The organism is Telmatocola sphagniphila (genome assembly GCF_018398935.1).
Taxonomy (GTDB): Bacteria; Planctomycetota; Planctomycetia; order Gemmatales; family Gemmataceae; genus Telmatocola; species Telmatocola sphagniphila.
In genome coordinates this window covers 3,461,596-3,488,141 of record NZ_CP074694.1, presented here as the reverse complement: position 1 = coordinate 3,488,141, position 26,546 = coordinate 3,461,596, and the positions used below count along the sequence as shown (strand labels likewise).

Annotated in this window: 19 protein-coding genes; 11 read left to right on the top strand and 8 right to left on the bottom strand. The window is 52.3% G+C overall.

Annotated elements, in window-relative coordinates; genetic code table 11:
* Positions 1-63 precede the first annotated feature (63 nt).
* Positions 64-1,176 (bottom strand): Gfo/Idh/MocA family protein, encoded by a 1,113-nt coding sequence (locus KIH39_RS13780; RefSeq protein ID WP_213493821.1) that lies wholly within the window; start codon positions 1,174-1,176, stop codon positions 64-66.
* An 82-nt stretch (positions 1,177-1,258) separates the two neighbouring features.
* Complete coding sequence (locus tag KIH39_RS13775; RefSeq protein ID WP_213493820.1) at positions 1,259-2,008, bottom strand: ANTAR domain-containing protein; 750 nt, start codon at positions 2,006-2,008, stop codon at positions 1,259-1,261.
* Between the two features lie 724 nt (positions 2,009-2,732).
* On the opposite strand from KIH39_RS13775, the gene KIH39_RS13770 reads away from it, so the two are divergent.
* The 8 genes from KIH39_RS13770 (at position 2,733) to KIH39_RS13730 (ending at position 13,825) form a co-directional block, all read left to right on the top strand.
* Complete coding sequence (locus KIH39_RS13770; RefSeq protein WP_213493819.1) at positions 2,733-4,619, top strand: ABC transporter ATP-binding protein; 1,887 nt, start codon at positions 2,733-2,735, stop codon at positions 4,617-4,619.
* Positions 4,620-4,788: 169 nt separating this feature from the next.
* On the top strand, positions 4,789-5,595 hold the full coding sequence (locus KIH39_RS13765) for a hypothetical protein (protein WP_213493818.1): 807 nt from the start codon (positions 4,789-4,791) through the stop codon (positions 5,593-5,595).
* A 166-nt stretch (positions 5,596-5,761) separates the two neighbouring features.
* A complete protein-coding gene (locus KIH39_RS13755; protein ID WP_213493816.1) occupies positions 5,762-6,283 on the top strand; it encodes a DUF4142 domain-containing protein in 522 nt (173 codons plus the stop codon).
* A 32-nt stretch (positions 6,284-6,315) separates the two neighbouring features.
* Positions 6,316-6,615 (top strand): DUF6582 domain-containing protein, encoded by a 300-nt coding sequence (locus KIH39_RS13750; RefSeq protein ID WP_213493815.1) that lies wholly within the window; start codon positions 6,316-6,318, stop codon positions 6,613-6,615.
* 30 nt (positions 6,616-6,645) lie between these two features.
* Positions 6,646-7,722 (top strand): aldo/keto reductase, encoded by a 1,077-nt coding sequence (locus KIH39_RS13745; RefSeq protein WP_213493814.1) that lies wholly within the window; start codon positions 6,646-6,648, stop codon positions 7,720-7,722.
* Positions 7,723-7,778: 56 nt separating this feature from the next.
* Positions 7,779-8,138, top strand: a complete 360-nt coding sequence (locus KIH39_RS13740) for a hypothetical protein (RefSeq protein WP_213493813.1) — start codon at positions 7,779-7,781, stop codon at positions 8,136-8,138.
* Between the two features lie 257 nt (positions 8,139-8,395).
* Positions 8,396-11,515 (top strand): PAS domain-containing protein, encoded by a 3,120-nt coding sequence (locus KIH39_RS13735; RefSeq protein WP_213493812.1) that lies wholly within the window; start codon positions 8,396-8,398, stop codon positions 11,513-11,515.
* A gap of 108 nt (positions 11,516-11,623) precedes the next feature.
* A complete protein-coding gene (locus KIH39_RS13730; protein WP_213493811.1) occupies positions 11,624-13,825 on the top strand; it encodes a beta-galactosidase trimerization domain-containing protein in 2,202 nt (733 codons plus the stop codon).
* 407 nt (positions 13,826-14,232) lie between these two features.
* Here the strand turns inward: KIH39_RS13730 and KIH39_RS13725 are convergent, their stop codons facing one another.
* The 5 genes from KIH39_RS13725 to KIH39_RS26630 form a co-directional block, all read right to left on the bottom strand.
* The gene (locus KIH39_RS13725; RefSeq protein ID WP_213493810.1) at positions 14,233-15,234 is read right to left on the bottom strand and encodes a WD40 repeat domain-containing protein; all 1,002 of its coding nucleotides are present in this window, start codon (positions 15,232-15,234) and stop codon (positions 14,233-14,235) included.
* A gap of 52 nt (positions 15,235-15,286) precedes the next feature.
* On the bottom strand, positions 15,287-16,588 hold the full coding sequence (locus KIH39_RS13720; RefSeq protein WP_213493809.1) for a DUF1501 domain-containing protein: 1,302 nt from the start codon (positions 16,586-16,588) through the stop codon (positions 15,287-15,289).
* Positions 16,589-16,629: 41 nt separating this feature from the next.
* The gene (locus KIH39_RS13715; protein WP_213493808.1) at positions 16,630-18,255 is read right to left on the bottom strand and encodes a DUF1549 domain-containing protein; all 1,626 of its coding nucleotides are present in this window, start codon (positions 18,253-18,255) and stop codon (positions 16,630-16,632) included.
* 226 nt (positions 18,256-18,481) lie between these two features.
* A complete protein-coding gene (locus KIH39_RS13710) occupies positions 18,482-19,261 on the bottom strand; it encodes a phytanoyl-CoA dioxygenase family protein (RefSeq protein ID WP_213493807.1) in 780 nt (259 codons plus the stop codon).
* Positions 19,262-19,380: 119 nt separating this feature from the next.
* On the bottom strand, positions 19,381-20,829 hold the full coding sequence (locus KIH39_RS26630) for an SGNH/GDSL hydrolase family protein (RefSeq protein ID WP_246539296.1): 1,449 nt from the start codon (positions 20,827-20,829) through the stop codon (positions 19,381-19,383).
* A 186-nt stretch (positions 20,830-21,015) separates the two neighbouring features.
* On the opposite strand from KIH39_RS26630, the gene KIH39_RS13700 reads away from it, so the two are divergent.
* Positions 21,016-21,840, top strand: a complete 825-nt coding sequence (locus tag KIH39_RS13700) for an LOG family protein (RefSeq protein WP_213493806.1) — start codon at positions 21,016-21,018, stop codon at positions 21,838-21,840.
* Here the strand turns inward: KIH39_RS13700 and KIH39_RS13695 are convergent.
* Positions 21,837-23,342 carry an RNB domain-containing ribonuclease gene (locus KIH39_RS13695; protein WP_213493805.1) on the bottom strand — a complete coding sequence of 502 codons (1,506 nt, stop codon included), beginning with the start codon at positions 23,340-23,342 and terminating at the stop codon, positions 21,837-21,839. The genes KIH39_RS13700 and KIH39_RS13695 overlap by 4 nt on opposite strands.
* A gap of 161 nt (positions 23,343-23,503) precedes the next feature.
* Here KIH39_RS13695 and KIH39_RS13690 point away from each other — a divergent pair, with 161 nt between their 5' ends.
* Positions 23,504-24,799 (top strand): sulfatase, encoded by a 1,296-nt coding sequence (locus KIH39_RS13690; RefSeq protein WP_213493804.1) that lies wholly within the window; start codon positions 23,504-23,506, stop codon positions 24,797-24,799.
* A gap of 396 nt (positions 24,800-25,195) precedes the next feature.
* Complete coding sequence (locus KIH39_RS13685) at positions 25,196-26,530, top strand: IS701 family transposase (RefSeq protein ID WP_213493803.1); 1,335 nt, start codon at positions 25,196-25,198, stop codon at positions 26,528-26,530.
* Positions 26,531-26,546: the final 16 nt, after the last annotated feature.

Genomic DNA, 26,546 nt, shown 5'->3' with positions numbered 1-26,546 from the left:
TCGGGATGTGAAAGCCCCGAACCTCCTTTTGAGGTCCGGGTAAGTTGGAATCTCCAAGAAAACCTACTTCTCCCCCGAAGGTGAAGCCGCATTTACCAGCGTGGGTTTCTTGGTCTTGGGAAGTGTCATCTGCTGTTGCGGGGTGGGTCGCGTCTTGGTCACAAACGAATCGAGGGGAACCGGCTTCCCACCCATGCGAGCCGATTTCTGAATCGCCTCAATAATTTGAATATCCGCCAGACCTTCATGTCCGCAAGGCTCGACGGTTCGATTGTTCTGAATGCAATCCGCGAAGTAAACGATTTCCGCACCGACCTGATTCGATACCCGATACTTCGTTTCCGTCGTTTTACCACCGGCGGTCAGATACATCATCAGATCGTCCTGAAAGGAATAGGCCGGTTCCATCCTTAGATCGCCGGTCGTACCCACGACCCGATATTCTGAAACTTGTCCTTCACCAAAGCCGCAAGTGAACACGGCCAGTCGTTCCTTAGGAAAACGCATGGAGGCCGTGACCATCTCCGGAACTTCACTGAATCGAGTTTCCCCATTGCTGGCGTGCATCGCGGTCACTTCAATCGGTTCGTCGCGGAATAGATAACGCGCGGCGTTTATGCAATAAATCCCCAGATCGGAAAGCGGACCACTGCCCAAATCCGCATTCAATCGAATGTTTCCCTCAGCCACCTGCTGAGTGAAAACCGAATGGAATAATCGCGCTTCACCGATTTTTCCATTCTGCACGGCTTCGATGGCGGCCAGGTTTCCCGGTTCGAAATGCAGCCGGTAAGCGGTCATCAACTTAACGTTATGCTCTTGGCAGGCTTCGATCATATCCTGGCATTCCGCTGCGGTGGGTGCGAGCGGTTTCTCGCAGAGGATATGCACCCCGTGCTTGGCGGCGGCTACGGTATAATCGCGATGCATGGAATTGGGCAATGCGATGTACACCGCATCGATCTTCCCGGTTTCGAGCAGTTCATCGAAGCCGTCGTAATCGCAGGCCGGCACTTGATATTTTTGTCCGAGTTCACTGCGTTTAACCGGATCGCCTGAAACGATCGCGGCCAGTTCTGCATTTTGGGCATTCGCAAACGAAGGGAGAACCGCAATTTGAGCAAACCAGCCGCTACCCACGACGGCATAGCGGATTTTCGATTTAGTATCGGCCATGGAAGAAAACTCCATTGAGTGTTGAGAAAAAGAAGATCGGCAACTTCCCGAAAACAAACCCAAAGGCGTTTAGCCGTGGAATTTATTGAGGAGGATAAAAGAAGGCATGCTCGACACGGGAAATTTCGTGGGGGCAAGTCGCCCCATCGAAATAACCAATGGATACGAACTGCACGAATTCCGAGATCTGTTCAATGCCCTCGCAACGGGTCAGGTAAATTTCCGCAGGTAAATGAGGCATTTCAGTGACCTCGTCTAAACTGGTCTCCGGTATGCCGCAGTAGAGAGCCCGCAAGCGGTTGAAGTATCCTTTGTCCGCAGCCGCGGCGAGCACACCGGTCGCTCCACCCCAATTCAGCCGATCATGAACCACAAGAATGTCGGGAATATCTTTGCGGATTTCTTCCAGACATTCGATTCCTGTACGTGCGGCGGAAACTTTACATCCGACTTTTTCTAACTGACGAACGCACTTGCCCAGCCAGTTGTGATCGCTGGAGGCGACCAGCACACGATATTTGATCGGAGAAACAAATAAAGGTTGGGGTTTGCTCTCGGCTTCGGAGTAAGGTTTCATTTTCGATAGATGCTCATTCAGATACATATTGGTTCGAACGATCAGCCGTGCGCCGGAAATCCGCTGATCGGTGTAGGAACGCAGATGCTCTAAGAGCAGCTGCTTGTCGTAATAACTGCGGGCTTCCCCTTCGATGCCGATTTCTCCACTTTCGGCAGTCAGGCGGAGATTTTTAACCCCATCCTTGTGCGTTTCGCGGAGTTCCGATTCCAAATCGAAAAGCCTTCGATCTGTGGTTCGCAGTATCGCCGACATGAAATATTCCCTTGTTCCTCAGGAGTCGATCCAGTTGTGTGAATTCATTCTTCCGATTCGCAATACAACCCAAGTTTCATTTGAGATGAAATTCCTTTTCTGTGAACGCCTCGCGATTCATCTTTTGTAAAGACAAATCACTGCTATGTGGCTCTCCGCCTCTTTTGAAATCACTGATTCGGTAGACATTCAGATAGTGATTGGTGATTCCTGGCCCGAGTATCGAGATTTTCGATCAGATGTTTTGAGAAATATTAAGCAAGAAGTGTTCCAGCCCGATCCGCTCTCCCCAGAAGATGCAAATTTCCCGAAACTCTCATCCGCATTGCAGTTATTGTCCGTCTAAAAGCGGAAAAATAAATTCGAAACTCGACGTGAAGAGATGTAGCTCGCAAATTCAGTGCGCAGGATTGTGCGCGTCTGAATAAGTTGCGCATCGTGCTGCTCGATAAACTGTTTCGCGGCTCTCCGCGGCAGGGCAAGTGAAGAACCCGATGACCTTCCCTTGCGGCTTTTTTAAAGGATGCTTAAAAACTGAAATTCTGAAATTGGAAGTTTCTGGGCAAAATCCCTTCACGGTACAAAAACTGCTTTTCAACGATTAATCTCCCGAAGTCTTGGTCCTGGTATTTACGAGTTTTTTCTTACTTGAGCAATTTCATATCCAGTCGGCAATTGTCCTCGTTGGCAAATGCGATGGCGAGGGAGAGGCACCAGTTAGAGAATGGAAACGAATTCATCTGACGTTCGATCACATTTTTGGTCCGAACTGCGACTGATTCTGGTGCGAAGCGGGCAAGTCTGGAGTCGGGTTCCCTTCAAACAAAAATGGATGTTTGGAGCCGCCGCTCTCCTGATGTTCATCACCGGCTTAACTTCGGTTGGTGTCCCCGTTTTTCTGGGGAAACTCGTCGACGATCTCAGCCAGGGTGTGCACACTCATGCCGGAGGGTACGTCCTTTTTCGAATCGCCGGATTCTACCTCGGCATAGTGGCTCTGCTGGTGCTGACGCGCGAAGTGATAAATGTCATTCGCCGTTATGTGGTGGAGAGTACCTGTACGCGAATTGAAAAAAACTTGAGTGTTCAGGTGATCGCCCAGCTTCTTAAAGCCGATTTGAGCACTCTAACCCATGAAAAAATCGGTAGTCTCAATGGCCGAATCTCCCGAAATGTCGGCGGCTACATGAGATTTTTGCGGGCCGCCTTTCTCGATTTTTTCCCCGCGCTGCTCACCGGGCTTATGGCTTTGGTGGCCGTGTTTTACAAGGCCCCCTGGATGGGGTTGGTTATGGCCGCAGTGGTACCCGTCTCCGTTTCGCTCACGGCCTGGCAGTTGGTTTCCCAGAAAGACATCCGCTTGAAGTTGATTCGAAGTAACGAATTGGTCGATGGCACCGTGGTTGAATTGCTTGGTGGGCTCGATTACGTTCGCGTTGCCGATACCCATCAGCAGGAGGTGGCCAAGGTCGATGCTTTAACAGAGCAGCAGCGTTCGGATGCCTTGAAACATCATGTGGCCATGGCCTTATTCGGCGCGGGAAAGGCGTTGACTGAAGGCTTTTTTCACCTGTTGGTTCTATCTGTAGCGGTTTATCTTGCCGTGAGTGGCCAGAATAGTTTTGGAGATATCCTCACATTCTCGGCTTTGTTCATGAGTGTGATGACTCCTGTTGCGGAGGTGCATCGCATCCTGGACGAAGGTCACGAAGCGGCCTTACGAGTGGGTGACCTGATCAGCATGATGGAGCAACCCCTCGATCGCTCCTATATGATTGCGAACGAATGCGTTGTTCCTCACGATGATACCGGTCCGGTTATTGAGATTGAGGAACTCCATGTCGCTTATAAAACCAGTTGCGGCAAGGATGTTAGCGTTTTGACCGGTGTGGAAATGAAGATCATGAACGGCGAAACCGTCGGGGTAGTAGGTCGTTCAGGCTGCGGCAAATCGACGCTCATCAAGGTTCTGATGCGCGTTATCCATCCCAATGGCGGTAGGGTCCGGCTGCGCGGTATTCCCCTCGATCAAGTCTCCCGTTCCTCCATCAGCGAATTGATCGGCTATGTAGGCCAATCTCCTTTTATTTTCAGCGGTTCCATCGAAGAGAACATTCGGTACGGCTGTTCGGACGATTGCGATGAAGCCAGTATCCGAGAGGCCGCTATTCGCGCCTGCATTCACGACGAGATTGTTGCGATGCCCGAAGGCTATTCCACCAAGATCGCCGAACGGGGAAGCAACATCTCCGGAGGTCAGCGTCAACGCATCGCTTTGGCGCGCATTTTTTTAAAGGATCCGCCGATTCTGATTCTCGATGAAGCTACAAGCGCTCTGGATACGATCAGCGAACGGATTGTACAGCAGGCCATTGAGCAGGCCCGTTCCGACCGAACGGTAATTATGATCGCGCACCGGCTTTCCTCTTTGCAGGATACCGACCGAATATTTGTTTTCGATTCCGGAAGAATTGTGGAGCAGGGGAATTATCAGTCCCTGATCGAACATGGCGGAATTTTTACAGAACTAGCCCAACCGAATCCGGAAAATTCCCGGCCTTTACACCCAAGTTCTCGAGAAGCGCCAGCCTATAACGTCGGGTTAAGTTAGTCGGAATTCGTTTGGGGTATGTCTCTACTAAGCTAAATTTCAAGAAACAGAAGATTGCAAACCTCGCTGCAAGTCGTGAATTTTCCTTCGCCCTTTTGGCATGAACCTTGCCCATATTTTCGTCACATGCGTTGTACGCATTTCATTCTATTTCAACAGGAGAAACACTATGCGTAGGAAGCTTTTAAGTATGGCGGCGGTCGGTTCAGTGCTCGCTTTCACAGGTACGGGAAATGCCAAGTGCCCGCCACGTTCCAGCGCGGCCTATTACGAACCCGCGCCGGTAGTATCGAGCTGCTGCGGCGGAGGCGAACCGGTATACCGTGGTCCTGTCTACGGAAATCCGGGGTATGGTGGACCCGTCAACGGCGGTCCGGTGTACGGAAATCCCGGTTATGGAGGTCCAATTTATCGAAATGGCCCGGCTCAACCGATGCCTAATGGTCCACAAAATACCAACCCGAACCAGCCCAACAACCCGAATCGACCGCAGAGCAACAACAATAACAGTTCGAACAATCCAAACAACAAAACCAATCCGAACTCGAATCAAAATTCGAACCAGAACTCGAGCTCGAATAACACGAGCGAAACGAACTCGAACAATCAGAACACGAACAGTCAGAACATTCAACCGACCAACCTTCCGCCGATGAGTGGAAACGGTCAGGTCATCTACCAAGGAGCCTATCCGCAATCGACAACGAGCTACTATACGCCATCGACGACCTACTCCGGTACTCCGACAACGTATTACTCAACGCCAACTTACTCCCCGTCGGTAGTTTATAGTGATCCCACGTACTATCCTTCTACCACCTATTACTCCTACCCCAGCTACTCTTATAGCAGCTATCCTGGATATTACGGGGGCGGTATCAGTGTAGGTTATTATGGCGGTGGTTGGGGCCGCGGTGGCTGGGGTGGCGGCTGGGGCGGTCGCGGTGGTTGGGGAGGCCGCGGTTTCCGACGGTAACACCCAGAAGACATTAAATGAAACGCAACCCAAAACTCGGGTTGCGTTTTTTTATTTCAGTCCAGCGAATCCAATTTGGCGAATAATCAGGAAAAAATGAATTCTGGTATTAAAAGTGCGGAATCAATTATCGCTAATTTATATTAAGCGTTATTCCGGGGGCGATATGAAAATCTTTGAACTTATTTGTATGGCTTTACTCTTTATACTTTCCATCACGACCGCTGAGCTGCCGCAGAAATCCAAGGAAGAAAAAAAGGCATTTGATGATGCCGACTTCGTGAAGTCTGCCTTTGCGGAATCCAAACAGGATCTCGAGCTGGGGAAATTGGCCATGATGATGGGGAGTCATTCCGAAGTTAAGAAAATCGGCGAACAATTCTCCACGGAACATAGCAAAATTTGTGAAGATCTTAAAACACTGGCCGGATCTGAAAAGTTCCCACTCATTGAGAAATTATCTTCCGAACAGCAGCAAGAATACGACCAGTATAAGTCGCTTGCTCGCGATAAATTCGATAAAGAGTTTGTGCAACGAATGATCAAAACTCACGAGCAGGATATAGAAAAGTACAACCAGGTCATTAAAGACTCGCAAAATGTAAAATTAAAGGAATTTGCCGAGAGAACCTTACCCGTGCTGAAGGATCATTTAAAGCAGTTACGAAAGATTGGCACTCGAGATTGAGCGGAAACAGTTTAAACTTTAGGGGACCCGACATGGCCACTCGTGCTACTTGGAAACCGCATGTAAAGCATGGCACGCTCACCAAACAGAGCGATCTTCCCGATAGCGTCTACGCATTTCCCGCCAAGCGAAAAGAACCGTTGACCGATGCTTCGCATGTCCGTAATGCTTTGGCCCGTTTCAATCAAGTCAAAGATGTTTCCGACCAGGAACGAGCGCAGGCATTCGCCAATATCAAGAAGGCCGCGCGTCACTTCGGCGTAGAGATCACGGAAGCTCAATGGCAGGAACTGGACGGATCGGCGTCCGAAAAAAAATCGCCGAAAAAATAGTACGAGAAATCCTCCTGAGGTTGATGCAGCATGCAACGACGAGAATTTATCACTGCCGTCTCCACGGCCGCGGGTTCCGCCATGATGACCGATTCCCTGGTGAAGGCTCAACAGCCGGGAAAAGAGGTCGATCCCAAAATCAGTGGTACCGACTTTCCGCCGACCGTACCCGATGTACTGCGAGGAGAGATGCGTTATCGCAAGCTCGGCAGTACCGGAGAAGAGGTTTCCATACTTGGCATCGGTGGCCATCACATTGGATTACAGAAAGAAGAATCCCTCAGCATCAAGATCATCCGCTCGGCGATCGATGCTGGGGTCACCTTTCTGGACAACTGCTGGGACTATCATGATGGGCTCAGTGAAGTACGCATGGGAAAAGCCTTACAGGACGGTTATCGTAATAAAGTCTTTTTGATGACCAAGATAGATGGACGAACGAAGAAAGAGGCTGCGAAACAAATTGAAGAATCTTTGAAGCGACTTCAGACCGATCATATCGATCTGATTCAACATCACGAAGTGCTTCGAATGGAAGATCCGGATCGCATATTTGCACCGGGCGGATCTCAGGAAGCGATGCTGGAAGCCAAAAAGGCTGGCAAATTGCGATTTATCGGCTTCACAGGTCATAAGGATCCCCTCGTTCATCAGCGAATGTTGGAAATGGCGGCTGAACATAGCTTTCACTTCGACACCGTTCAAATGCCTATCAATGTTATGGATGCTCATTTTCGCAGTTTTAGCCGCAATGTCATTCCCACTCTGGTTCGCGAAAAAATTGGCGTACTCGGAATGAAATCGATGGGCAGCGGGGCCATCCTGAAAAGCAAAACGGTCACTGCTGTGGAATGTCTGCAATTCGCTCTAACGCTTCCGACGTCGGTTGTCATTCGCGGCATCGATAGCCTCGAAGTTCTCAAGCAGGATCTGGAGGCCGTAAAGAACTTCAAACCACTCACTACGGATCAGATAACGGCTCTTTTGAACAAAACCCGCGATGCCGCCGTCCAGGGAAAGTTCGAACGATTCAAAACGTCGACTCAATTCGATGGTACGGCCAAAAACCCTCTCTGGATGGGTGAGCCTGAGCCGAATCCGGATTAAAAATTTAATCAATATGTAAGGGATTAGCATTTATAAATGCTGCGGGGTGGCGGATTATGGAAATTACCGGTTATGAAGTGATCGAAGGAAAATATATCGATGAGCAAGGGCACTCCCACACTTGCCCCGTGATCGTAGTTTTTAAGGAAACGGAAAGTTTTTCGGCGGGACATACGGTTTCCCAACAAGGGTTTATCCCGCATTTGGATCGACAAACTCCTGAAACTCTGGGGATCACACCGGAAGCCAGTTCCAAGGTGTTCTTTAAACCGGTAACGCATGCGGAGGGAGTTTGGAAACATCTGGGCCCGGATCATCGGGGCTTGAAAGCCAATGTGACGGAAGGTTCGGGGGATGGAGAATTATTCCGGACTCTTGAGTTGATCCGCAAAGGGAACATGATTCAGCCAATTTGACCTGCTTCACCATTTTCCTAGAAAATACCACCGAGTGTCGATCGCTTCAAAAGCCTGTTATCAGAGCACGCTCGATAAGGCGCACGCATGATTTCTGAAGCTTCCTCGGGGACCATCTGGATAAGAACTACTTCGGTAGCGAAATTGAAAGCCACTCGGTTTTCAATTTCCGCCGCCAGGGAGGTATTGGTTTTCAATATCGGGAAGTTCTTCGGAAGAGACTGCTCCCTCTTTGACGCCTCCGGAGCAATCTTCGAATGAGTCAGGATGAAAGAAAAACGCATTACTCCACCAATCCCTTTGACTCCAAATTTGCTGGAGATTCGAGTCGTACGCCCGAAGATCCGTTAAGCGAGGACGAACGCGAGCTGCTCAAAATTACACTCGCCAGTATTGGGGACGCCGTAATTTGTACCGATGCGACTGGACGAGTGACATTTTTGAACGCAGTCGCCAGTCATTTAACGGGATGGCCTGAACAGGAGGCGTTCGGCCAATCGTTACCGACCGTTTTTAAAATCATCAACGAAGCCACGCGGAAGGAAGTCACAAATCCCGCCCTGCGGGCTATCGAGCAGGGTGTAATCGTGGAATTGGCCAACCACACCATTCTGGTGGCGCGGGATGGCCAGGAAAGGCCCATCGACGATAGTGCAGCCCCCATTCGGAACCGCGATGGCAAAACTATCGGTGCGGTGCTGGTTTTCCGGGATGTGACGGAGAGAAAAAAAACCGAAAATCGATTGCGGGAGCTGGAGCATCGCAATCGCTCCATTCTGGAGAGTATCGACGACAGTTTTTACGTGGTCGATGCGGACTGGCGCTTCACTTATGTCAATCAACGGGCACTGACGTACATGAAGAAAACCCAGGAAGAAATCCTGGGAAAAGTCGTGTGGGACGTCTTCCCGGAAGCCAGGGGATCGATTTTCGAGGCGCAATTTCGGCGCTCGGTCAAAGAGCGTCGTCCTATTACTTTCGAAGCGAAATCTCTCTTTTCGCACCGCTGGCTGGAGGTTCACCTCTATCCCGCGAGTGGTCCCGATATCAGTCTGTCGGTTTACTACCGCGATGTAACCGATCGCTGGGAGGCTTCGCAGGCGCTGCTTCGAAGCGAAGAACGCAATCGGACAATTCTGGAAAGCATAACGGATGCCTTTGTCGCTGTTGATCAGAATTGGCAGTTCACCTATGTGAACCGCATGGCGGAGAAATTACTGGATCAGGTAGCCCCACAGTTGCTCGGAAAAAATGTCTGGGATGCTTACCCCGGGGCTAAGGGTACCGATTTTGAAAAAGCATTTCGTAAGGCGGCCGATGAAGGTCTTGCCTCAACAGTGATCCAGTTTTATCCCGATCACAATCGTTGGTACGAGGTGCATACCTATCCATCGAGTACCGGGATCTCCATTTATTTTCGGAACGTCACGGAGCAGAAACAGGCCGAGGCCAAGGAAAAAGCACTTCAATTGGAAGCCGAGGAGTCCAACGCCAAGTTTCGAGCTTTTTTCGAGCAGGGGACTTTATTCGCGGCGATTATGCATACCGATGGCACCATCCTGGAACCCAACCGGATGTCGTGGGAAAGCTGCGGTTTTAGCCGCGACCAGATTGTCGGCAAGCCGTTCTGGAAGGGGCCCTGGTGGAGTCCATCTCCTTCCCTCTCGCAGAAACTTCGAGAAGCCTTGCAACAGGCGGCTCGGGGCAACACCTTTCGCTCCGAGGTCCCTTATTTCATAGCCGATGGTACCACCCGCATAGCCGATGTGAGCATTCGACCGATAAAAGATGAGATCGGTCGAATCAAATTTCTGGCGCTCAGCGGGATGGATGTGACTGATCGCAAGCGGGCCGAAGAAAATCTGGCACGCCTGATTACGGAATCCGAACGCCAACGGCGTCTTTACGATACGATTCTTTCCAACACGCCCGATCTGGTGTATGTGTTCGATCTTAACCACCGCTTCATCTACGCCAACAAGGCTCTGCTGGATATGTGGGGGCGGACCTTGGAAGAGTCTTTGGGGAAGAACTGCCTCGAACTGGGATACGAACCGTGGCACGCCGAGATGCACGACCGGGAAATCGAGCAGGTCATCGCCACTAAAAAACCGATTCGAGGAGATGTCCCTTTCTCCGGAACGCAGGGGCGTCGCATCTACGATTATATCTTCGTTCCCGTGCTGGCAGCGGATGGCGAGGTGGAGGCCATCGCCGGTACGACTCGCGATGTCACCGAACGTAAGTTGATGGAAGATGCGCTGCGAAAGGCGGACCGCACCAAGGACGATTTCCTGGCACTGTTAGCTCATGAATTGCGAAATCCACTGGCGCCGCTGCGAAACGGTTTACAAGTCCTGAGTCGGAGCGATGATCGCAAAATCCGAGCTACCACTCAGGAAATCATGGATCGCCAGCTCACTCACATGGTCCGGCTTGTGGACGATCTGCTCGATCTCTCGCGCATCAGCCGCAACAGGATGGAGCTCAAGAAAAGTCGTATCTTCTTCGAGGAAATCATCCGAAGTGCGGTGGAAACCGTTCGGCCGATCATTGATTCCGCGGGTCATCATCTGGAGATTACGCTTCCCGAGGAAGCTTTCATGCTCGAGGCGGACCTGACTCGTCTGGCCCAGGTTTTTTCCAACCTGCTTGCGAACAGTTCCAAATATACCAACCCCGGTGGTCTTATCCGGCTCTTGGCCCGCAAGGAAAAGCACCGCGTGAACGTTCGGGTGGAAGACAACGGAATCGGCATTCCCGCCAGTGCTTTCCCGACACTCTTCGAGATGTTTTCACAAGTCGATGGCTCCAACGAGCGCTCGCAGGGGGGATTGGGAATTGGCTTGGCACTGGTCAAAGGTCTCGTCGAAATGCACGGCGGCACAGTGAGCGTGGAAAGCGATGGTCCCGGCAAAGGAAGCACTTTTCTCGTGAGTTTGCCGATCTTAGTACTTGAACTGGAACCCCAGAAAGACCGATTCGCCATGCACGGCACCCCAAAAAGTCAAAGTCGCAAAATTCTAGTAGTCGACGATAATCGCGACTCGGCCGTGTCGATGTCGATGATGTTGCAGCTGTTGGGCGATGAGGTGCAAGTTGCCCACGATGGATTGGAGGCTGTCGAAGCGGCGAAAAACTTCCATCCGGAGATCATCCTCATGGATATCGGTATGCCGCGAATGAACGGTTACGAAGCGACCCGCCGCATACGCGAACAAACTCGCGGGGAAAATATCGTAATCGTCGCTTTATCCGGCTGGGGACAGGAGGGGGACAAAGCACAGTCGAAAAATGCCGGTTGCGATGGGCACCTGATCAAGCCGGTCGAACTGGCCGATCTCGAAATGCTGCTCAGCAAGCTCACCCAAAGATAGAGCGGGACAACGAGTGAATTTTTCAATTTGCAGATTGGAATAGTACCAACTCCCATAGATTGACTCTTCAGCCTACTGCTAAAAGCATCGAGTTACCTCCGGTGTGTCATGAACCCTCTCAAAACTCTCGTATTTGTTTCCACAGGTATTCTCTTTTTTCCCACTCCGAGCTTCGGACAGAAGAAAAGCGATCCTTACGAGAACTACATTCAAAATTCGAAAGATTTCAAACCGGTTAAACAAGAAAAAGACTTGGCCTATCAAGCCTTCCCGGGTTGGCTTTTCATGCCGTGGACTGCGCAGTGGCACATCGGTTACAACGAACAATCGGCCGCGTGGTGTCGAGAACAGGGCTATAATGGGGCTTTCATCGACCGAAGTGATATTGCCGCGGAAGGCTCGCCAACCGGTCGTCTCGATTGGATCAATAAAAATCGATTCCGATTCTACGTCGATCACGCGGCCGATAAAGGACTTTTGCATTTGTGGGATGGGGACCGAGTCAAACCTTATCTGAATGATTTGCACGGTACAGGCGTTCGCACGGTTCCCTTGAATGAAACGACTCGAAAGAAACTCCAAGAACATCTCCGTAGGAACATCACCGCGGTGAAGTCTTCTGCGTTTCGAGCGGCCTATGCTCTGGACGATGAGTCCTCCTGGGGCCACTTCGTGCACCCCACCATGTGGCAGATCACCGATGATAAAAATGCGTATGCGAACTGGCTCAAAGAGATCTACGGACCGGCTTCCCCGAAGCGGGATCGCTGGATTTCCTACGAAGAAATTCGACCTCAGCTCGCCCGCTGGAAAATACAGGATTTCGACGCCAGCCCCCTGATGGATCAGTGGACCTTTAACGATGCTTACTGGTCGAATTACCTGGGCGATTTGGTGGAGTACGCCAACAAACTCGATCCCCATACCCCCTGTGGTATCGTTGGCGGTCAGGCTCCCAGTGCTTTCGGCGGGTACGATTATGCCCGGCTGATGCGCAAGGTACAGTTCCTCGAATCGTACAACCTCGGTTCTTCGCAGGCGATCATACGCTCCTTCAATCCGCACAACGCACTCCCTGCGGTTACTACGCTGTTCCACAAATCGTCCGAGGATGACATCTGGCAAACCTGGTACTACCTGGCGCATGGCAATCGCGGCCATATCGCCTGGGTGGAGGGCTGGTTCGATGGGAAGACACCGAAGGCCTGGCACAAGGAAGTGGCTCCGACGTTTAAAGAAGCAGGAGAGAAAATTGGACCACTCATGGCCGGGAGCGAATGGATTCACGATGGCGTTGCCATCTATTACAGCCATCCTTCAATTCAACTCGGCTGGATTCTGGATGCGGAGGCTCACGGCAAAACCTGGGTCAACCGCAATGGCGATGAACGGCTGGCGAGTGCCAGTCACGTTCGCCACGCCTGGGAGAACATGCTCCGGGATTCGGGAATCCAGTACAGTTACATCAACTATGTGGACGTGATTCAGAAAGGAATTCCCAGGGAATTCAAAGTGCTGATTCTACCCGCCTGCCTCTGCCTATCCGATGGAGAGGCCCGAAGGATCAAGGAATTCTGCCGTGATGGCGGGACTGTGATCGCCGATTATCTACCTGGCTTATGGGACCAACATGGGAAAGGTCGAACGCACGGCGTGCTAGATGATCTCTTCGGGGTCAATCATCCGGGCAATTTGACTGCTCGCGATCTCTTCGGGGGCAAGCTTTGGGTGGAAGTCGATCAGGATGCCAATTTTTCCTGGAAGACTTATCAGGAATTCCTGACCAATCAAAATCACTGTCTGCGTGATTCCAGTGGCTTCAATAAAGCGGTGAGATCGCTGCCGGTCAATCAGGTAAAAAGTCTCGAGAGCGGGAAGGCCATCCTGATGAACCTTTCTACGCAATGGTATAACGCCTATCGAGTGGCCGGGGTTGAATCGGCAAGAAAGCGGGAGATATTCATGAAACCTATCGCAGCTTCCGGTGTCGTTCCGCGCGTTCGTCTGAAAGAAACCGGCGATGAGGTGCACGGCTATGAAATTACCTACTGGAATAAGAAAATGGAGGATGGCAAGAATCGCACGATGCTATTTCTTTGCTTTAATCCCGAGATTACCGGCACTTCTCTCGGTGGAGGCAATTCGCAGGGCTTGAAGACCGCAACTCTACCAGTGACTTTTCAATTTCGCGATGAGATTCGAGGCTTAACTGACGAACGAACCGGAAAGCAGTATCCCGCGGGCCGGGAGTTTCCATTCCCTTGGAAACAGAATGAAGCGGTGGTAGTGTCGTTCGCGTCTGAGCCATAAAAATACCGACTCGTTATTCCTTCCAAGTCTTCACTTTTAGCCCGACGCGTGAGCGAGGGCATTACTTCATTTTTTGCTCGTCACATCAGCGAGGGGAGTACTTCACTCTTAGCGTGAGCGAGGGCGCTACTTTTAGCCCGACGCTTGAGCGAGGGCAGTACTTCATTTTTGGCTCGACACATCAGCGAGGGGAGTATTTCACTTTTAGCGTGAGCGAGGGCGCTACTTTTAGCCCGACGCTTGAGCGAGGGCAGTATGTGTGTATAGCGCCACCAGCAGCGCCACGAAACCTTTCGATCTTAATTTGCTGACAATTCGCAACCAGATCGGCGAATGATTTGATAAAGGGCATGATTCGCTTTTTGGTGCCCTCACTTACGTTTCGTGCTAACAAAGAATAACGCTTGTTACGCCTTCAATTCGTGGATGGCTAGCCGGTTGTGACCGACGCTCCAGATCGTGTCGGCCGCTTCGTTGGTCAGGAACTGGTGCACGTGCATTCCCATTTTTTCCTGCCGAAGGAATTTTTTGTCCTTCACGCTCAGGAACACCATACAGCCGTCGTTGGCCCCGCCGGCACCAATCAGCCAGGTGCCATCGGGGGCAAATTGCATGTGATTGATCAATCCTTGCGACTTGTCGCCGACGTATTCGCCGATCTGCTTCTTGGCTTCCAGGTCGAAGATTTCGATGCGAACTTTTGCTTCCAGGTGATCGATGTTCCCGATTTTTCCCGTACCGCCGACGGCCAGCAGCTTTCCATTCGGTGAAAAAGCCAAAGATCGGATGCCTCCAATGGAATGGAGTCGCTGCACCTTGTCCCAGGTGTACATCACCGGGGCTTCCAAACTATAAAGCTGTTTGCCGCTTTCCAGGTCCCAGAGCACGATATGACCGATCTTATCCGCCGTGGCGAGCCACTTACCATCCGGGGAAAACGCAACGGCATATAGCATCGAATCGAAATGGCTCGGGGTCTTCTCGGCGTGGCCTCGTAATTCCCGAATCTTTTTGCCGGTTTGTAGATCCCAGATTCGGCATACCATGTCATCGGCCACGCTAGCCAAAATTTTGCCGTCGGGGCTCAGCGCGATCTTACGTATCCACCGGCTATGCCCTTCGATGGAGCGGATCTGCTTTTTCGCTTCCGTATCCCACCAGATGAGTTTGCCGTCGTAACCGCCGGACACGAGTTGGTTGCCGGACAGGGCCAGCGTCGTCACGTAGCTCTCGTGGGCGTACTTTTCGGCGGGTTCAAATTTGTTTGCCGCCAAGTCGACTTCATAGACTTTGAAATCGGAACCGCCCAGATAAAAGCGAGAGCTCTTCGGCACTTGTGCGATGCCAAAGCAAATCATTTTCAGGGAATGTTCCTTGATCAGCTTCAACTTGTCGGGATTGGCAGACATCGATACTCCCGGGAATTCGTTTCGTATGGCGGATTCGACTTCGAAAGCCGGCTTAGGTCAGCAGGGTTTCCACTTCTTTGACACCAGGATTCACCAACGGCACCGGTCGATCCCCGATGAAGTACTCCTTCTGAGGGTCGATGCCCAACGCTCGATAAATCGTGGCGAAGAGAGAGCCCGCATCCATGGCCCCTTCGACGACTCGTTCTCCCTTGGCATCGCTCTTGCCGTAACAAACTCCCCCTTTGATCCCGCAGCCGGTGAGGGTGGTGGACCAGGCGGAGGCGAAGTGATCCCGGCCCAGGCTCGCATTAATTCCTGGCGTGCGACCAAATTCCGAAAGGGTGATAATCATCGTATTTTCGAGCAGGCCGCGTTCTTTCAGGTCGTCGATCAGCGTAGCCATCACATGGTCGAGTTCGGGGACCATCTCCTGGTGCGTTTCAAAATTCTGGCCGTGGCTATCCCACCAGGCTCGGCCGACTCGGACGAAAGGCACACCGGCTTCCACCAATCGTCTGGCGACCAGAGCCTGTTCCCCGAATTGCGTCGGTCCATATTTGTCGCGGACCGATTGCGATTCCTGATTGATGTCGAACAATTTTTCGCTGGCCATTAATCCGCGAACGCGCTGGTAAGCTTCGTTATGGCTGCCGAGCGTTACCGAAGTGCGATCCTTGGAAAATTTCTTGCTGATCAATTCACGGAGATCGGCCCGCTGTTGATGATCCAGTTCCGTGATGCCGTTGAGCATTTTGAGATTTTCCGGCATCATGCTGGCGGTCAATTCCATCGGAGCGTATCGGGAGCCCAGAAAACCGGGATCACCGGGAGCCGCCCCGCGTCCTTCCGTTTGGGTGTAGAAAGAAACATAATCGGGGACTTTGCTGTCGGCCCGTCCCATTTCGCGAGCCAGAATAGCCCCGAGATCGGGATAGTTAATCGTGGCTTCGTTGCGTCGGCCGCGCATCATCAATTGGGCGCCGGAGCCATGATCGCCATTTTTCGTGTCGAGCGAACGGATGATGCAGGTGTGCTTCAATCTTTGGGCCATCTTCGGCATCAGTTCGCTGATCCGCACACCCGGAATATCGGTCTGGATAGATCGAAACGGCCCACCCGTCGAGGCGCCTGGCTTCGGATCGAAAGTCTCCAGCTGACTCGCTCCACCCGCCAGCCAGAGCATGATCACGCGTTTCTGCTGTTTTTTCAGTTCTCCCGCCATGGCGGAGTGGGCCAGCGAATTCAGCTGCGTCATGTCGGTGAACGCGGCCGCTCCTGCTGCCAGGGCGCCCCCGAGGAACGCTCGCCGGTTGTAGCCATGTTCGTGCGAACCGCAATAAGTCTTCCGCATGGATCTATCCTTTACCCCGGCGTTAGCCCGGAAGTATTGAATTAGTAGTTGAATCGAAGTTCCGCACTGCTGATCATCGCCCAGACGAGCTGACGATACGCCTCTTTGCTGCGATCGGTCCGCTTTTGCAAATAATCGGCAAAGAGTTGGATTTCCTCATTCGTAGCCGGTCGGCAAAAAATACTCCGCACGGCCAGTTCAATCGCCTGCTTGGAATCTGGAGATCCCATCATTCGGGCGATCAAAGTTCCCTGACCTTCCCCGAGGAAATCTCCCACCACCCGGCCATTATTGCTGAAGAGCAAAGCTTCGTTGACACCGATTTGGAAATCATCGCTGGGCATTGCGATCAGGGAAGCAAACCCTCGGGCGGCACCTTCGAGCTGTTCGATTTTCTTTTCCAGGGCTTCGGGTTTCTGCTTTTCAAAGCTAGCCGGATCGGTCGTGGCAATTTTCAGAGAGACCGCATACTGCATCGGTGTCAGCGCCTTCAATCGGGCCACGGCGAAATATTTCGGATCGGGCGGAGCAGTGCCGGCATACTGGCTGCTGCGGGCGTAGGGTTCACTAAGGACGATGCCGCGGATCAGTCGCTTGAGATCGTAATTGTGGCCAACCATATCCCGGGCGAGCCACTCTAACAAATCGGGATGATTCGGTGGATTCTCGGAATGCATCTGGTCGAGCGGGGTCACCAACCCGTAGCCGAAAAAGCGATGCCAGAGGCGATTGACAATGGCTTTGTTGAAAAACTGCGAATTGCCTGGCTTTAATGCAACTTCGAAAAGCTTGGCCCGGGCACTGACGGCTGGCGGGGTGGGGGCGGTTTTGTTCGCTTTGTTCTTTTCTAATCGCTCTTTATCTTTTTTCTGTTCTTCGCTGGTCGGTTCGCGGAAGTTGGCCAACTCGATTTTGTCTCCACTGAGAAACAGCGGTGTGGCCGGTTTTTCCGACCCCTTATTCGGCTTGAATTTCAGCTGGCCGAATTCCTTCTCCGCGATGGTGCCTCCATTATCGACGGTCCGAATAAAGAAGCTCTTCATCCCATAGAAATGATCTTGCTTCCAGTCCTGTACCAGCGGGTGGTTGTGGCATTGGGCACAACTGACATTTACACCGAAGAAAAGCACGCTGACGTCGATGGTCAAGCGATCGAGATCACTCACTCGGGCTTTCAGAAATTCGATCGAGCCCTTCTGCTTCGGATCATTTTCATTCGGTAACAGAAGATCCTGGAAAATCTGTTTCCACGATTTGTTAGCTTTCAAAGCCTCATTGAAGTAGGCAGATAGCCGTCCGCTACCGGGGTTGCCGGTGGGAGCCATCATCGCATCGAACTGGGCGGCCTGATGCCGGATAAAACCGGGAGAAGCCATCAAATGATCGACGAGTTGAATCTTTTTGTTGCTATCCTTCGAGTCGACATAGGCTTGGGTTTCGGCAGGTGTGGGAATGCGGCCGACCAGATCGAGTGTGAGCCGGCGAATAATCGTGGCATCGTCCGCCAGCGCCGCGGGCTGGAGGTGGTCCTTCTGAAGCAATTCCTGAACGTAATGATTGATAGCCCGGTCGATGCTCTGCTCGGCGGGCAAAAGATCCCCTGCGTTCACCGGCTGAAAAGCAAGCAAAAGACAAACCGCAGCCAGGAGCAGACGGAAAATCCGCATGGTAGGAAGCCCCAGTGAATCCGCAGAAAAACTAAAAAGACCCGGTTTAACCGGTTCGAGGCAGGAAGTTAAAAATCGTAAAGGCAGGTTCAAAAATACATAATTATTATCGTCGAAATACCGAACGGGTTCAAGTCTATTTCTCCGGATACTGCAATGTAGCACCCGAAGAGATAGGAGTGGTTGAATAAAGTGAAAAAATGCTCGGCCGTTTGCTCACGCTGGTTTATTCGAAGTAAGTATCCAGTTTTCCATATTCGCGGTATTTTTGAATCAGCCAAAGATGATAGTCCTTGTAATGCTGTTCGCGGAGTTCCCCGCCATCGGATTGCCGGGTGTAGCTGAAGTAGAACTGCCGGCGGGGACGGTCGGATTTGTTGGCCAGCGACTTATGAGGGGTAAAACCGCTGAACACCGCGATATCACCGCGATTTAAAACCAGGGGGACCGCACTCGATTCGTCGATCAGACCCGCTGGCAGGGGATGATAATTTCCATCCTCAGCCGACAGTGAGCCATTTTGATGGTAGCCGGGATAAACGATGGTGCAGCCGTTATCTTCATCAGCTTCATCCAGCGGCACCACGACTGAACAGAAACTTCTCGGGAAACGTTCCCAGGCAATCCAGTCCTGATGCATGTCGTAGCCCTTAGCGCCTGGCATCTTGAAAATGATCTTATCCTTGAACAGACAGGCCGGTTCGCCGTACATCGCCCGCAAGACTTCAAGCATCTTGGGAGAATAAGCGAGATCCTTGCTTAACGGCGAGAGGTCGATTATCGGATCGAAAGCATCGAAACGGCACTCGCCAGTCTGGTAGTGGTCCTGCCAGCGGCAGCGCATGTTCCGCTTGTCAACCAGATGAGTGTACTGATTTCGAACGGCGTCGATCTCCTCCGATAATCTTTGAATTTCATCGACGGAAAAGAGATTGCGAACGATGATGAATCCATCTCGTTCGTAATCGGTCTGCAGATTTTGGGGTTTTTCCAATTGTGCAATCATGGAAGCTTCCAGCAGGTAACCGGGGTCGGGCGGTTCATAAAATACAATATAATGACAACTGACAAGATGTCATTATTTAAAGTTCCGCAAAGGCGCGGGGAGTTGGTCCCGCGAAGAAGCTATTCTTTTTTAGTAAGTAGGGGAAGCAGAGCTTCCGCGACTTTGGCTCCCAAGGCCGAGTTGCCTTTACCGTTCATGTGAACGCCGTCTTTGGAATAGTATTCGGCATTACTGATCACCACGCCGAAGAGGTCATCGACGAGAATCGATTCCTGATCCATCAGCTTTTTGGCGTTAGCGTTCCGCTTTTTTACTCGTTCTGTGGTCGGGGAAAGAGTATCCAGCTTGTCGGCCACTCGCATGGCCGTGGTGCTGGCCCAAATGAGCTTAGCGTCCGGGGCGCTAGTTCGAATCACTTTCAGCAATTCCGGTAGAGCCGAGGTGTATTCCTCTTCAGTGTATCCAAAGCCGTGGAGACCGTTGTTGAAATGCACCACATCATAATGAGTTTGAGAAAGCACCAGTTTCACTTCATCCAGATAGCTCGGATCGCCCAGACTCTTGGCTGTGGACAAGCGGCAAATGACCGCTTTGCCTTTCAGCCGATCTTCCACTTCCTTGTAATAAGCCCGAACGATCGAATCGCCGATCAAGAGCACCCGGGGCAGATCTTTATTGCTGTTTCCCGGCACCCAGACATCCATCCATTCGATTTCTTCTCTCACGGCCATGCTGTTGTCCCCGAGCAGAGCCCGAGTAAAGAATCGAACGACTGGGCTGACGTCGACCAATCCGTGCGGATGGTGATCCTGACCCGGCTTCACGATCTTAGTGACAGGACCGCCGAGGGCCTTGTAGCGATCGTAAACCAACTCGGAATTTTCCTTGCCCGGCACGGCGGTGTCTTTATCGCCAAACACAAGGAGCAGGGGAATTTGAGATTTTGCAAGTGGGGCGAGGTTGTCGACCGGGTTCAGCTTGTAAGAGATCGCTTCCTGGTCCGATTTGAAATCGTAGGCCGAAAGTAAGTTCTTCCATTCGCCAGGGGAGCCTTGTCCGGCGCCGAGATTCTTTGGCTTGCCGCCCGGCCAGCTCTTGAAGTCGCACACGGCGTTATCGAGATAAACGGCCAGCGTTTTATTCGGATGCGTCGCCGCCCAGTTCATGCAATACAAACCACCCCGGCTGAGACCGATCAAACCGGGCTTGGGGTGCATGGCATAATCCTGCACCATCGTGGTGTAAAATTTTTCCCAGGCTTGCAGAGCCTTGGGCGAACCGAACAAATCGGGCACTTTCAGATAGGCCAGATGCCAGCCTGCTTTCACCAGAGCCACATCGGCATCCGCAAACGCTCCAAAGAATTCGCCCCGCCAGACCCACGGCCGACCCGGGAGCGCCTTTTCCGGAACCACTACAGTGGCTTCCTTGTCTCCGACTTTAAAATCGTACTTGGCAAACCCGGACCATTTGGTGGCCGTGCCCGGAAACGCTTTGGGGTCTCCTGCGGATGAGGAAGCTTGAAAAAGCAGAAGGAGTGAAAGGGACAGGAGAATGCGATTTATCATGCGAGAGCTCGAAATTAGAGGGTAAAATCGCTGAATCAGGAAGGCTAAAATTCTTTTATATCACCTTTTCCTTGAAGAGAGCGGACAGTCCAGCGCTCTCCGATTGACGGAATCGGCAAATTTCTGGACAATTCGGCTCTTAAAATGGAGAACTCTCGAAAACTTGAATTTCATCCAGGAAAGATCATGGCCGACACAGAACCTAATGTGACTAACGGGAATCACAAGCCAATTCCCAACGTCTCGCTCAGCCGCACCGCCCGCACCGGCGAGAAAATGGAAGACGAATTGCTGTTGCAACGGCCCCGGCTCAACACGCCGGTCGCGCGGGTGGCCTCCCAGGCGGAATTCACTCATACGGATCCCTGGCGAGTTCTGCGTATCACCGGTGAATTCGTCCATGCCTTCGATGCTCTGGCCGAAGTCGGCTCGGCAGTCACCATTTTCGGTTCCGCACGAACCGACAGAAATGATCCCATGTATCAGGCCGCGCGGGAAGTGGCTGGGCTTCTGGCTAAAGCGGGTTTCGCAGTGATTACAGGGGGTGGGCCCGGAATCATGGAAGCGGCCAATCGTGGCGCTAAAGAAGCGGGTGGATTATCCATCGGTTGCAACATCGAACTGCCGCATGAACAGTCGGTTAACTCTTACGTCGACATCTCGATCAACTTCCGCTACTTCTTCTGCCGCAAGACGATGTTCATGAAGTACGCCGAAGGTTTTGTGTTATTCCCGGGAGGTTTTGGAACCTTGGATGAGTTGTTCGAAGCCCTCACGCTCATCCAGACCAAAAAGATCCAGCAATTCCCCGTGGTTCTGTTCGGGACGGCCTACTGGAAGGGATTGTTCGATTGGATTCGCAATCCCGTTCTCACCGAAGGAAAAATTGATGCAGGCGATCTGGATCTGGTCCAGATCACCGACTCACCGGAAGAGGCCGCTTCGATCCTCATCAAGTGTTTCGGCGATCAGTGCTGGATCCGACCTGAAAAGAAAGTTGTTAATCCTTAATGCGAGTTGGGACGCACCGCGATTTTTTTCTCGGTTCCCACTCTTGTGAAATCGATGAAACCTCGCTCCACATTTAACGAGGTCAATTTCACCTTGATCTGATCCCCCACATCGACATCGGCGGGGGTATCGGTCAGCTTGCCTTCAACGGGTGGGGTAATGACTCGAACCCAGGTGCCCTTATCATTCTTACCCGTAATCAGCGCATCGAAGACTTGCCCAATTCGATCCGATAGAAACTGCGCGGCGGCCGATTTGCGGACCTGTCGTTCGACTTTATTGGCGGCATCTTCGCGATCGGTGCAGTGAGTGGCCAGCCAATTCATTTCAGCGACCGAGTAAGCCGGCTTGCTATCCGTTAGTGCCGCCTTGAGCATTCTCTGAGTAATCAAGTCGGGAAAACGGCGATTAGGCGCCGTGGAATGGCTATATTCCCGAACCGCGAGTCCGAAGTGGCCGGGTGAAGTCTGACCCGGCACCTGCACGACATATTCTCCGGAACCCATCAGTTTGACGATTGTCAGTGACAGATCCGGGAACCGCAGGGGATCAATCTGCCGGCGTTTGGTGAGAAATGCGGAAAGAGCCTTCGAATCGGGCTGAGCGGGTAAATGCTCGCCGAATTCCTCCGCGACTTTTTGAATGCGATCCCAGCGTTCCGGTGAACGAACCACGCGCTGCAACGTCGGCCATTGCTTCTTTTCCAGAAATCGAGCCGAAACGCCATTGGCCGCGATCATGAAGTCTTCGATCAGTTCTTTAGCCCGGTTCTTGGTATTCAACCGCAGATCGGTAATTTTGCCATCACTGCTCAAGATGGCTTCCGGCTCCAGCGATTCCAATTCCAGCGAGCCGTGCAGATAACGGACCTGTCGCATGGCCTGAGCGATCTGATCCTGCGTACGAAGCTGTTCCTCCATACCCGGGACCTGGGCAATTTGATCGGGCATTTTTTCGTGCCCATCCAGCCAGGCGGCCACGCTGTTGTAAGCGAGTTTCGATTTGTTGTTCACAACGGCCCGATAGATATCGGAATCGGTTACCGTCCCATCCGGGGCTACCACCATCTCGATCACCAGGGCGATTCGATCCTCATTCTTGTTCAAAGAAGTCAAATCGGTGGAGAGTTTCTCCGGTAACATCGGAAAGATTTGAGCCATCGTATAAACGGAGGTCGTGTTATTCGAAGCGTGCTTATCCAGCGGCGAGCCTTTTTTCACCACGGCATCCACATCCGCAATGGCCACCAACACTTTGACTTTGCCGTCGGGCAGTTTCTCGGAAACCGAGAGTTGATCCAAATCTTTGGAAGTGTCGTTGTCGATCGAGCACCACAATAAAGAACGCTGGTCCCGAATCGCAGGCCCGGTTTCCCGGGACGGGCCAGTGATCAGACGAAGCTGTTCAAGAGCGGTGGTGGAAAAATCGGGTTCCAGCCCGCGCTCCATCATGGCCCGGCGGGCGATCGATTTTAACTGGTTGGGGGCATTCTTATCGTTCATGAATTCTGGCTTTCGAGAGAGGAATTCGTTCATTTATTCAAGAATTTCCATTATATGAGCTTCGGGAAGTCGGACGTGACAGAGGAGTCACTGGGAAAGCCTTCGGGAACCGCCAAGTTACTACAATACTACGGGTAAAATACTCCTCTATTGGAGCGCGTATGCGGTCTTGGGTAATTCTGACAGCGTTCTTATTCCTGGGGGCAACTCAGCTACAGGCCGCGCCCCCAAATGTCCTCCTGATCGTCGTCGATGATCTGGGGTATGGCGACCTCGGTTGTTACGGCTCCAAGGAAATCAAAACACCTCACCTCGATCAACTGGCGAAGCAAGGCGTTCGGCTGACCGATGCCTATGCCGCCGCCCCGGTCTGCTCACCCACGCGGGCAGCCCTGCTAACCGGCCGGTATCCTCAGAAAACCGGCTTTGAATGGGTCATCAACTATACCGAGAAAGATCGCGGTTTGCTGGTGGCAGATTCGGTCCTCGCGAAGAATATGAAAGCCGCCGGGTATTCGACCGCCCTCTATGGAAAATGGCATCTCGGTTATAAACCCCAGTTCGGGCCGAACGCTCATGGCTTCGACGATTTCTTCGGCTTCCCGGGAGCCGATCTCGATTACTTTTCCCATAAGGATGCCTTGGGCGATCCCGGCCTTTATCACAATACCGAACTGATCAACGAAGAAGGCTATCTGACGGACCTCCTCACGAAACGAGCCGAGCAATTTTTGGATAAAAACGCCGGCAAGCCCTTCTTCATGGAGGTTGCCTACAATGCTCCGCACTGGCCGTTTCAAAGACCCGATAAACCCGATCTCAATGGGAAAGCGACCTACGGCCCGGCCCACGGCACTCGGGCCGATTATGTGAAAATTGTCGAGCGCCTGGATGAGGGGATTGGCCGGGTGCTGAAAAAGCTGGAAGATCTCAAGCTGGCCGATAACACCCTGGTACTGTTCCTCAACGACAACGGCGGAGAGCGACTTTCCGACAATACACCCTTGTTCCACGGCAAATATTCCCTCTGGGAGGGAGGCATCCGTGTTCCCTGCATGGTTCGCTGGCCGGGGGTTGTGCCGTCGGGTAAAGATTCGAGTCTGCCGGTCATCGCCATGGATCTCACGGCCACCATTCTGAAAAATGCCACCGGGAAGATCCCAGAAAATCTGGATGGCGAGGATATCATTCCCTGGATTTCCGGCAAGCAAGAGGCGAAACCACGAACACTCTTCTGGCGTTTGCCTCGTCCTAATTCTCGATTTGGTCAGAGGGCCGTTCGATACGGGAACTGGAAATACATTTTTGACCGCGAATCGGAATTGCTATTCGATCTTGCGAACGATATCGGGGAGCGGAAGAATCTGGCCTATCAGCACCCCGAAATCCTCAAGGAAATTCGCGAGAAACTGATCAAGTGGGAAACGAGCTTACCGGCGTTGCCAAGTTCGAAGTAGAGGTGGGATTAGCGGGCAACGGATGATAACGGCTATCTGTCAGAGCGGAATCAATCTAACTGGCTAACTCGAGCCGTGTGTGACCGATTTCATCGTTCAACATCGTCTCTCGATGAGGACCGAAGCTTTTTCCGGTTCCCGATCTTTCGGGCAACCAGTACCAGGAAGCTGACTACACTCCGGAGAGATTTCCGGGTCGGAGAAGAAATCCCGCGGCACTTTTGGAAGCAATCCGAATCGAAAAATAGCTTTTTGTTTGTCTTATACCCGATCTGCACTTTCCCAGAAAGTCTTAACAATTTAGGGGTATTGGGAATTTGAATTGCTCTTGAAAAAGCCGGTGCTTCCGTCAGCATGGTGGTGCTTAAAAAACATCAAGCCAGGAAGGCACCGGCCATGGAAGTATCTCGTTTTCCCTCCTTTCTGTCCAGCGCTTTTTCCGCCCTGGTCTTCTTTTTGGATGCTCGAATCCAGTCGCTAACCGTGCGTATCTTCCGCGGCATGTTCCTCGCTCAGGACCAGCGACGCACCGCCTCCCGATGGTTCCGAGCCGCCGGTATCCGTCGAAAGTACAAGTCGGCCTACCGGCACCTTGCAGCGGTCGGTCGAGAATCCCTTTCGATGAGTACCGCCGTGGGACGACTGGTTCTCAAACACCCGGCGGCCCAATCCGAGAAGATCGTGATTGCTCTGGATGACACCCTCACCAAACGTTACGGTCCGAAGGTCGAAGGGGCCGGAATTCACCACAATCCGACTCCGGGTCCGATCGGACAGTTGCTCGAATACGGGCAGAACTTCGTCGTGGCGGCTTTATTGGCCTGGCATCCTCTCCACGGCGTTATCGGCTTGCCTTGGCGAGCCCAGTTATACGTCCGCCAGAAAGAGGTCGCGACGCTTCCCCGCAAGTACCAGTGGAAGTTTCGGACCAAGCTGCAACTGGCGGTGGAGATCCTGCAATGGCTCTCGAAGTCTTTGTTTTCTCCGGGGAAAGCAGTCTGGATCGTGGCGGATGGCGGCTATGCGAAGAAACCGATTCTGCGGGCGTGTCGGCAGTTGAACTTCACATTGATCAGTCGGCTCCGCAAGGATGCCGCCCTATACGAGTTGCCCTCTCCCTCCAAAGGTCGGGGGCGTCCCCGCAAGTACGGAGAGAAGCGAATCGACTTGGCCAAGCGAGCGGCTCATGCCCGGGGATGGTCGTCGGCCTCCCTGCAGTTGTACGGTCGCCCAGAAGTCAAAACGTACAAGAGTTTTCTGGCGACCTGGAAGTCGGCGGAGGGAGTCATCCGCGTGGTTCTGGTTAAAGAGAAAAAAGGGTGGATCGCTTTCTTCTCGACGAATCCGGAGGCGACGGTGGCCCAGATCCTGGAAACCGTGGCCAGCCGCAATGCCATCGAGCAGGTCTTCAAGGACGTCAAGGAAGTTTGGAGAGCCGGTCAGCAGCAATTGCGAAACCTGCACGCCAACATCGGCGCGTTTCACATGAACCTGTGGATGATGACTTTGACCGAACTGTGGGCTTGGGATCAACCGCAAAGGAAGTTGGTGGATCGTTCCGATCGTCCCTGGGATAATCGGCCGCGACGGCCTTCTCATAACGATCGACGCAAGTCGTTGCTAAAGCTGATTTTGCAAGAAGAATTTCGAGCACTTCCGCAAAGCGGGCCCGGAACGCGAAAATACAAAATAGCCGTCAAACGCTTGTTCCAAATGGCCTGCTCCGCTTAGATTATCTGGGAAAGTG

Bases quoted from the DNA above. Each gene is read 5' to 3' on its own strand.
- KIH39_RS13715 (WP_213493808.1), bottom strand. From the start codon at position 18,255: ATGCGGATTTTCCGTCTGCTCCTGGCTGCGGTTTGTCTTTTGCTTGCT.
- KIH39_RS13700 (WP_213493806.1), top strand. From the start codon at position 21,016: ATGGCCGACACAGAACCTAATGTGACTAACGGGAATCACAAGCCAATT.
- KIH39_RS13735 (WP_213493812.1), top strand. From the start codon at position 8,396: ATGAGTCAGGATGAAAGAAAAACGCATTACTCCACCAATCCCTTTGAC.
- KIH39_RS13725 (WP_213493810.1), bottom strand. From the start codon at position 15,234: ATGTCTGCCAATCCCGACAAGTTGAAGCTGATCAAGGAACATTCCCTG.
- KIH39_RS13770 (WP_213493819.1), top strand. From the start codon at position 2,733: ATGGAAACGAATTCATCTGACGTTCGATCACATTTTTGGTCCGAACTG.
- KIH39_RS13750 (WP_213493815.1), top strand. From the start codon at position 6,316: ATGGCCACTCGTGCTACTTGGAAACCGCATGTAAAGCATGGCACGCTC.
- KIH39_RS13730 (WP_213493811.1), top strand. From the start codon at position 11,624: ATGAACCCTCTCAAAACTCTCGTATTTGTTTCCACAGGTATTCTCTTT.
- KIH39_RS13695 (WP_213493805.1), bottom strand. From the start codon at position 23,342: ATGAACGATAAGAATGCCCCCAACCAGTTAAAATCGATCGCCCGCCGG.
- KIH39_RS13775 (WP_213493820.1), bottom strand. From the start codon at position 2,008: ATGTCGGCGATACTGCGAACCACAGATCGAAGGCTTTTCGATTTGGAA.
- KIH39_RS13780 (WP_213493821.1), bottom strand. From the start codon at position 1,176: ATGGCCGATACTAAATCGAAAATCCGCTATGCCGTCGTGGGTAGCGGC.
- KIH39_RS13710 (WP_213493807.1), bottom strand. From the start codon at position 19,261: ATGATTGCACAATTGGAAAAACCCCAAAATCTGCAGACCGATTACGAA.
- KIH39_RS13740 (WP_213493813.1), top strand. From the start codon at position 7,779: ATGGAAATTACCGGTTATGAAGTGATCGAAGGAAAATATATCGATGAG.
- KIH39_RS13720 (WP_213493809.1), bottom strand. From the start codon at position 16,588: ATGCGGAAGACTTATTGCGGTTCGCACGAACATGGCTACAACCGGCGA.
- KIH39_RS13765 (WP_213493818.1), top strand. From the start codon at position 4,789: ATGCGTAGGAAGCTTTTAAGTATGGCGGCGGTCGGTTCAGTGCTCGCT.
- KIH39_RS13685 (WP_213493803.1), top strand. From the start codon at position 25,196: ATGGAAGTATCTCGTTTTCCCTCCTTTCTGTCCAGCGCTTTTTCCGCC.
- KIH39_RS13690 (WP_213493804.1), top strand. From the start codon at position 23,504: ATGCGGTCTTGGGTAATTCTGACAGCGTTCTTATTCCTGGGGGCAACT.
- KIH39_RS26630 (WP_246539296.1), bottom strand. From the start codon at position 20,829: ATGATAAATCGCATTCTCCTGTCCCTTTCACTCCTTCTGCTTTTTCAA.
- KIH39_RS13755 (WP_213493816.1), top strand. From the start codon at position 5,762: ATGAAAATCTTTGAACTTATTTGTATGGCTTTACTCTTTATACTTTCC.
- KIH39_RS13745 (WP_213493814.1), top strand. From the start codon at position 6,646: ATGCAACGACGAGAATTTATCACTGCCGTCTCCACGGCCGCGGGTTCC.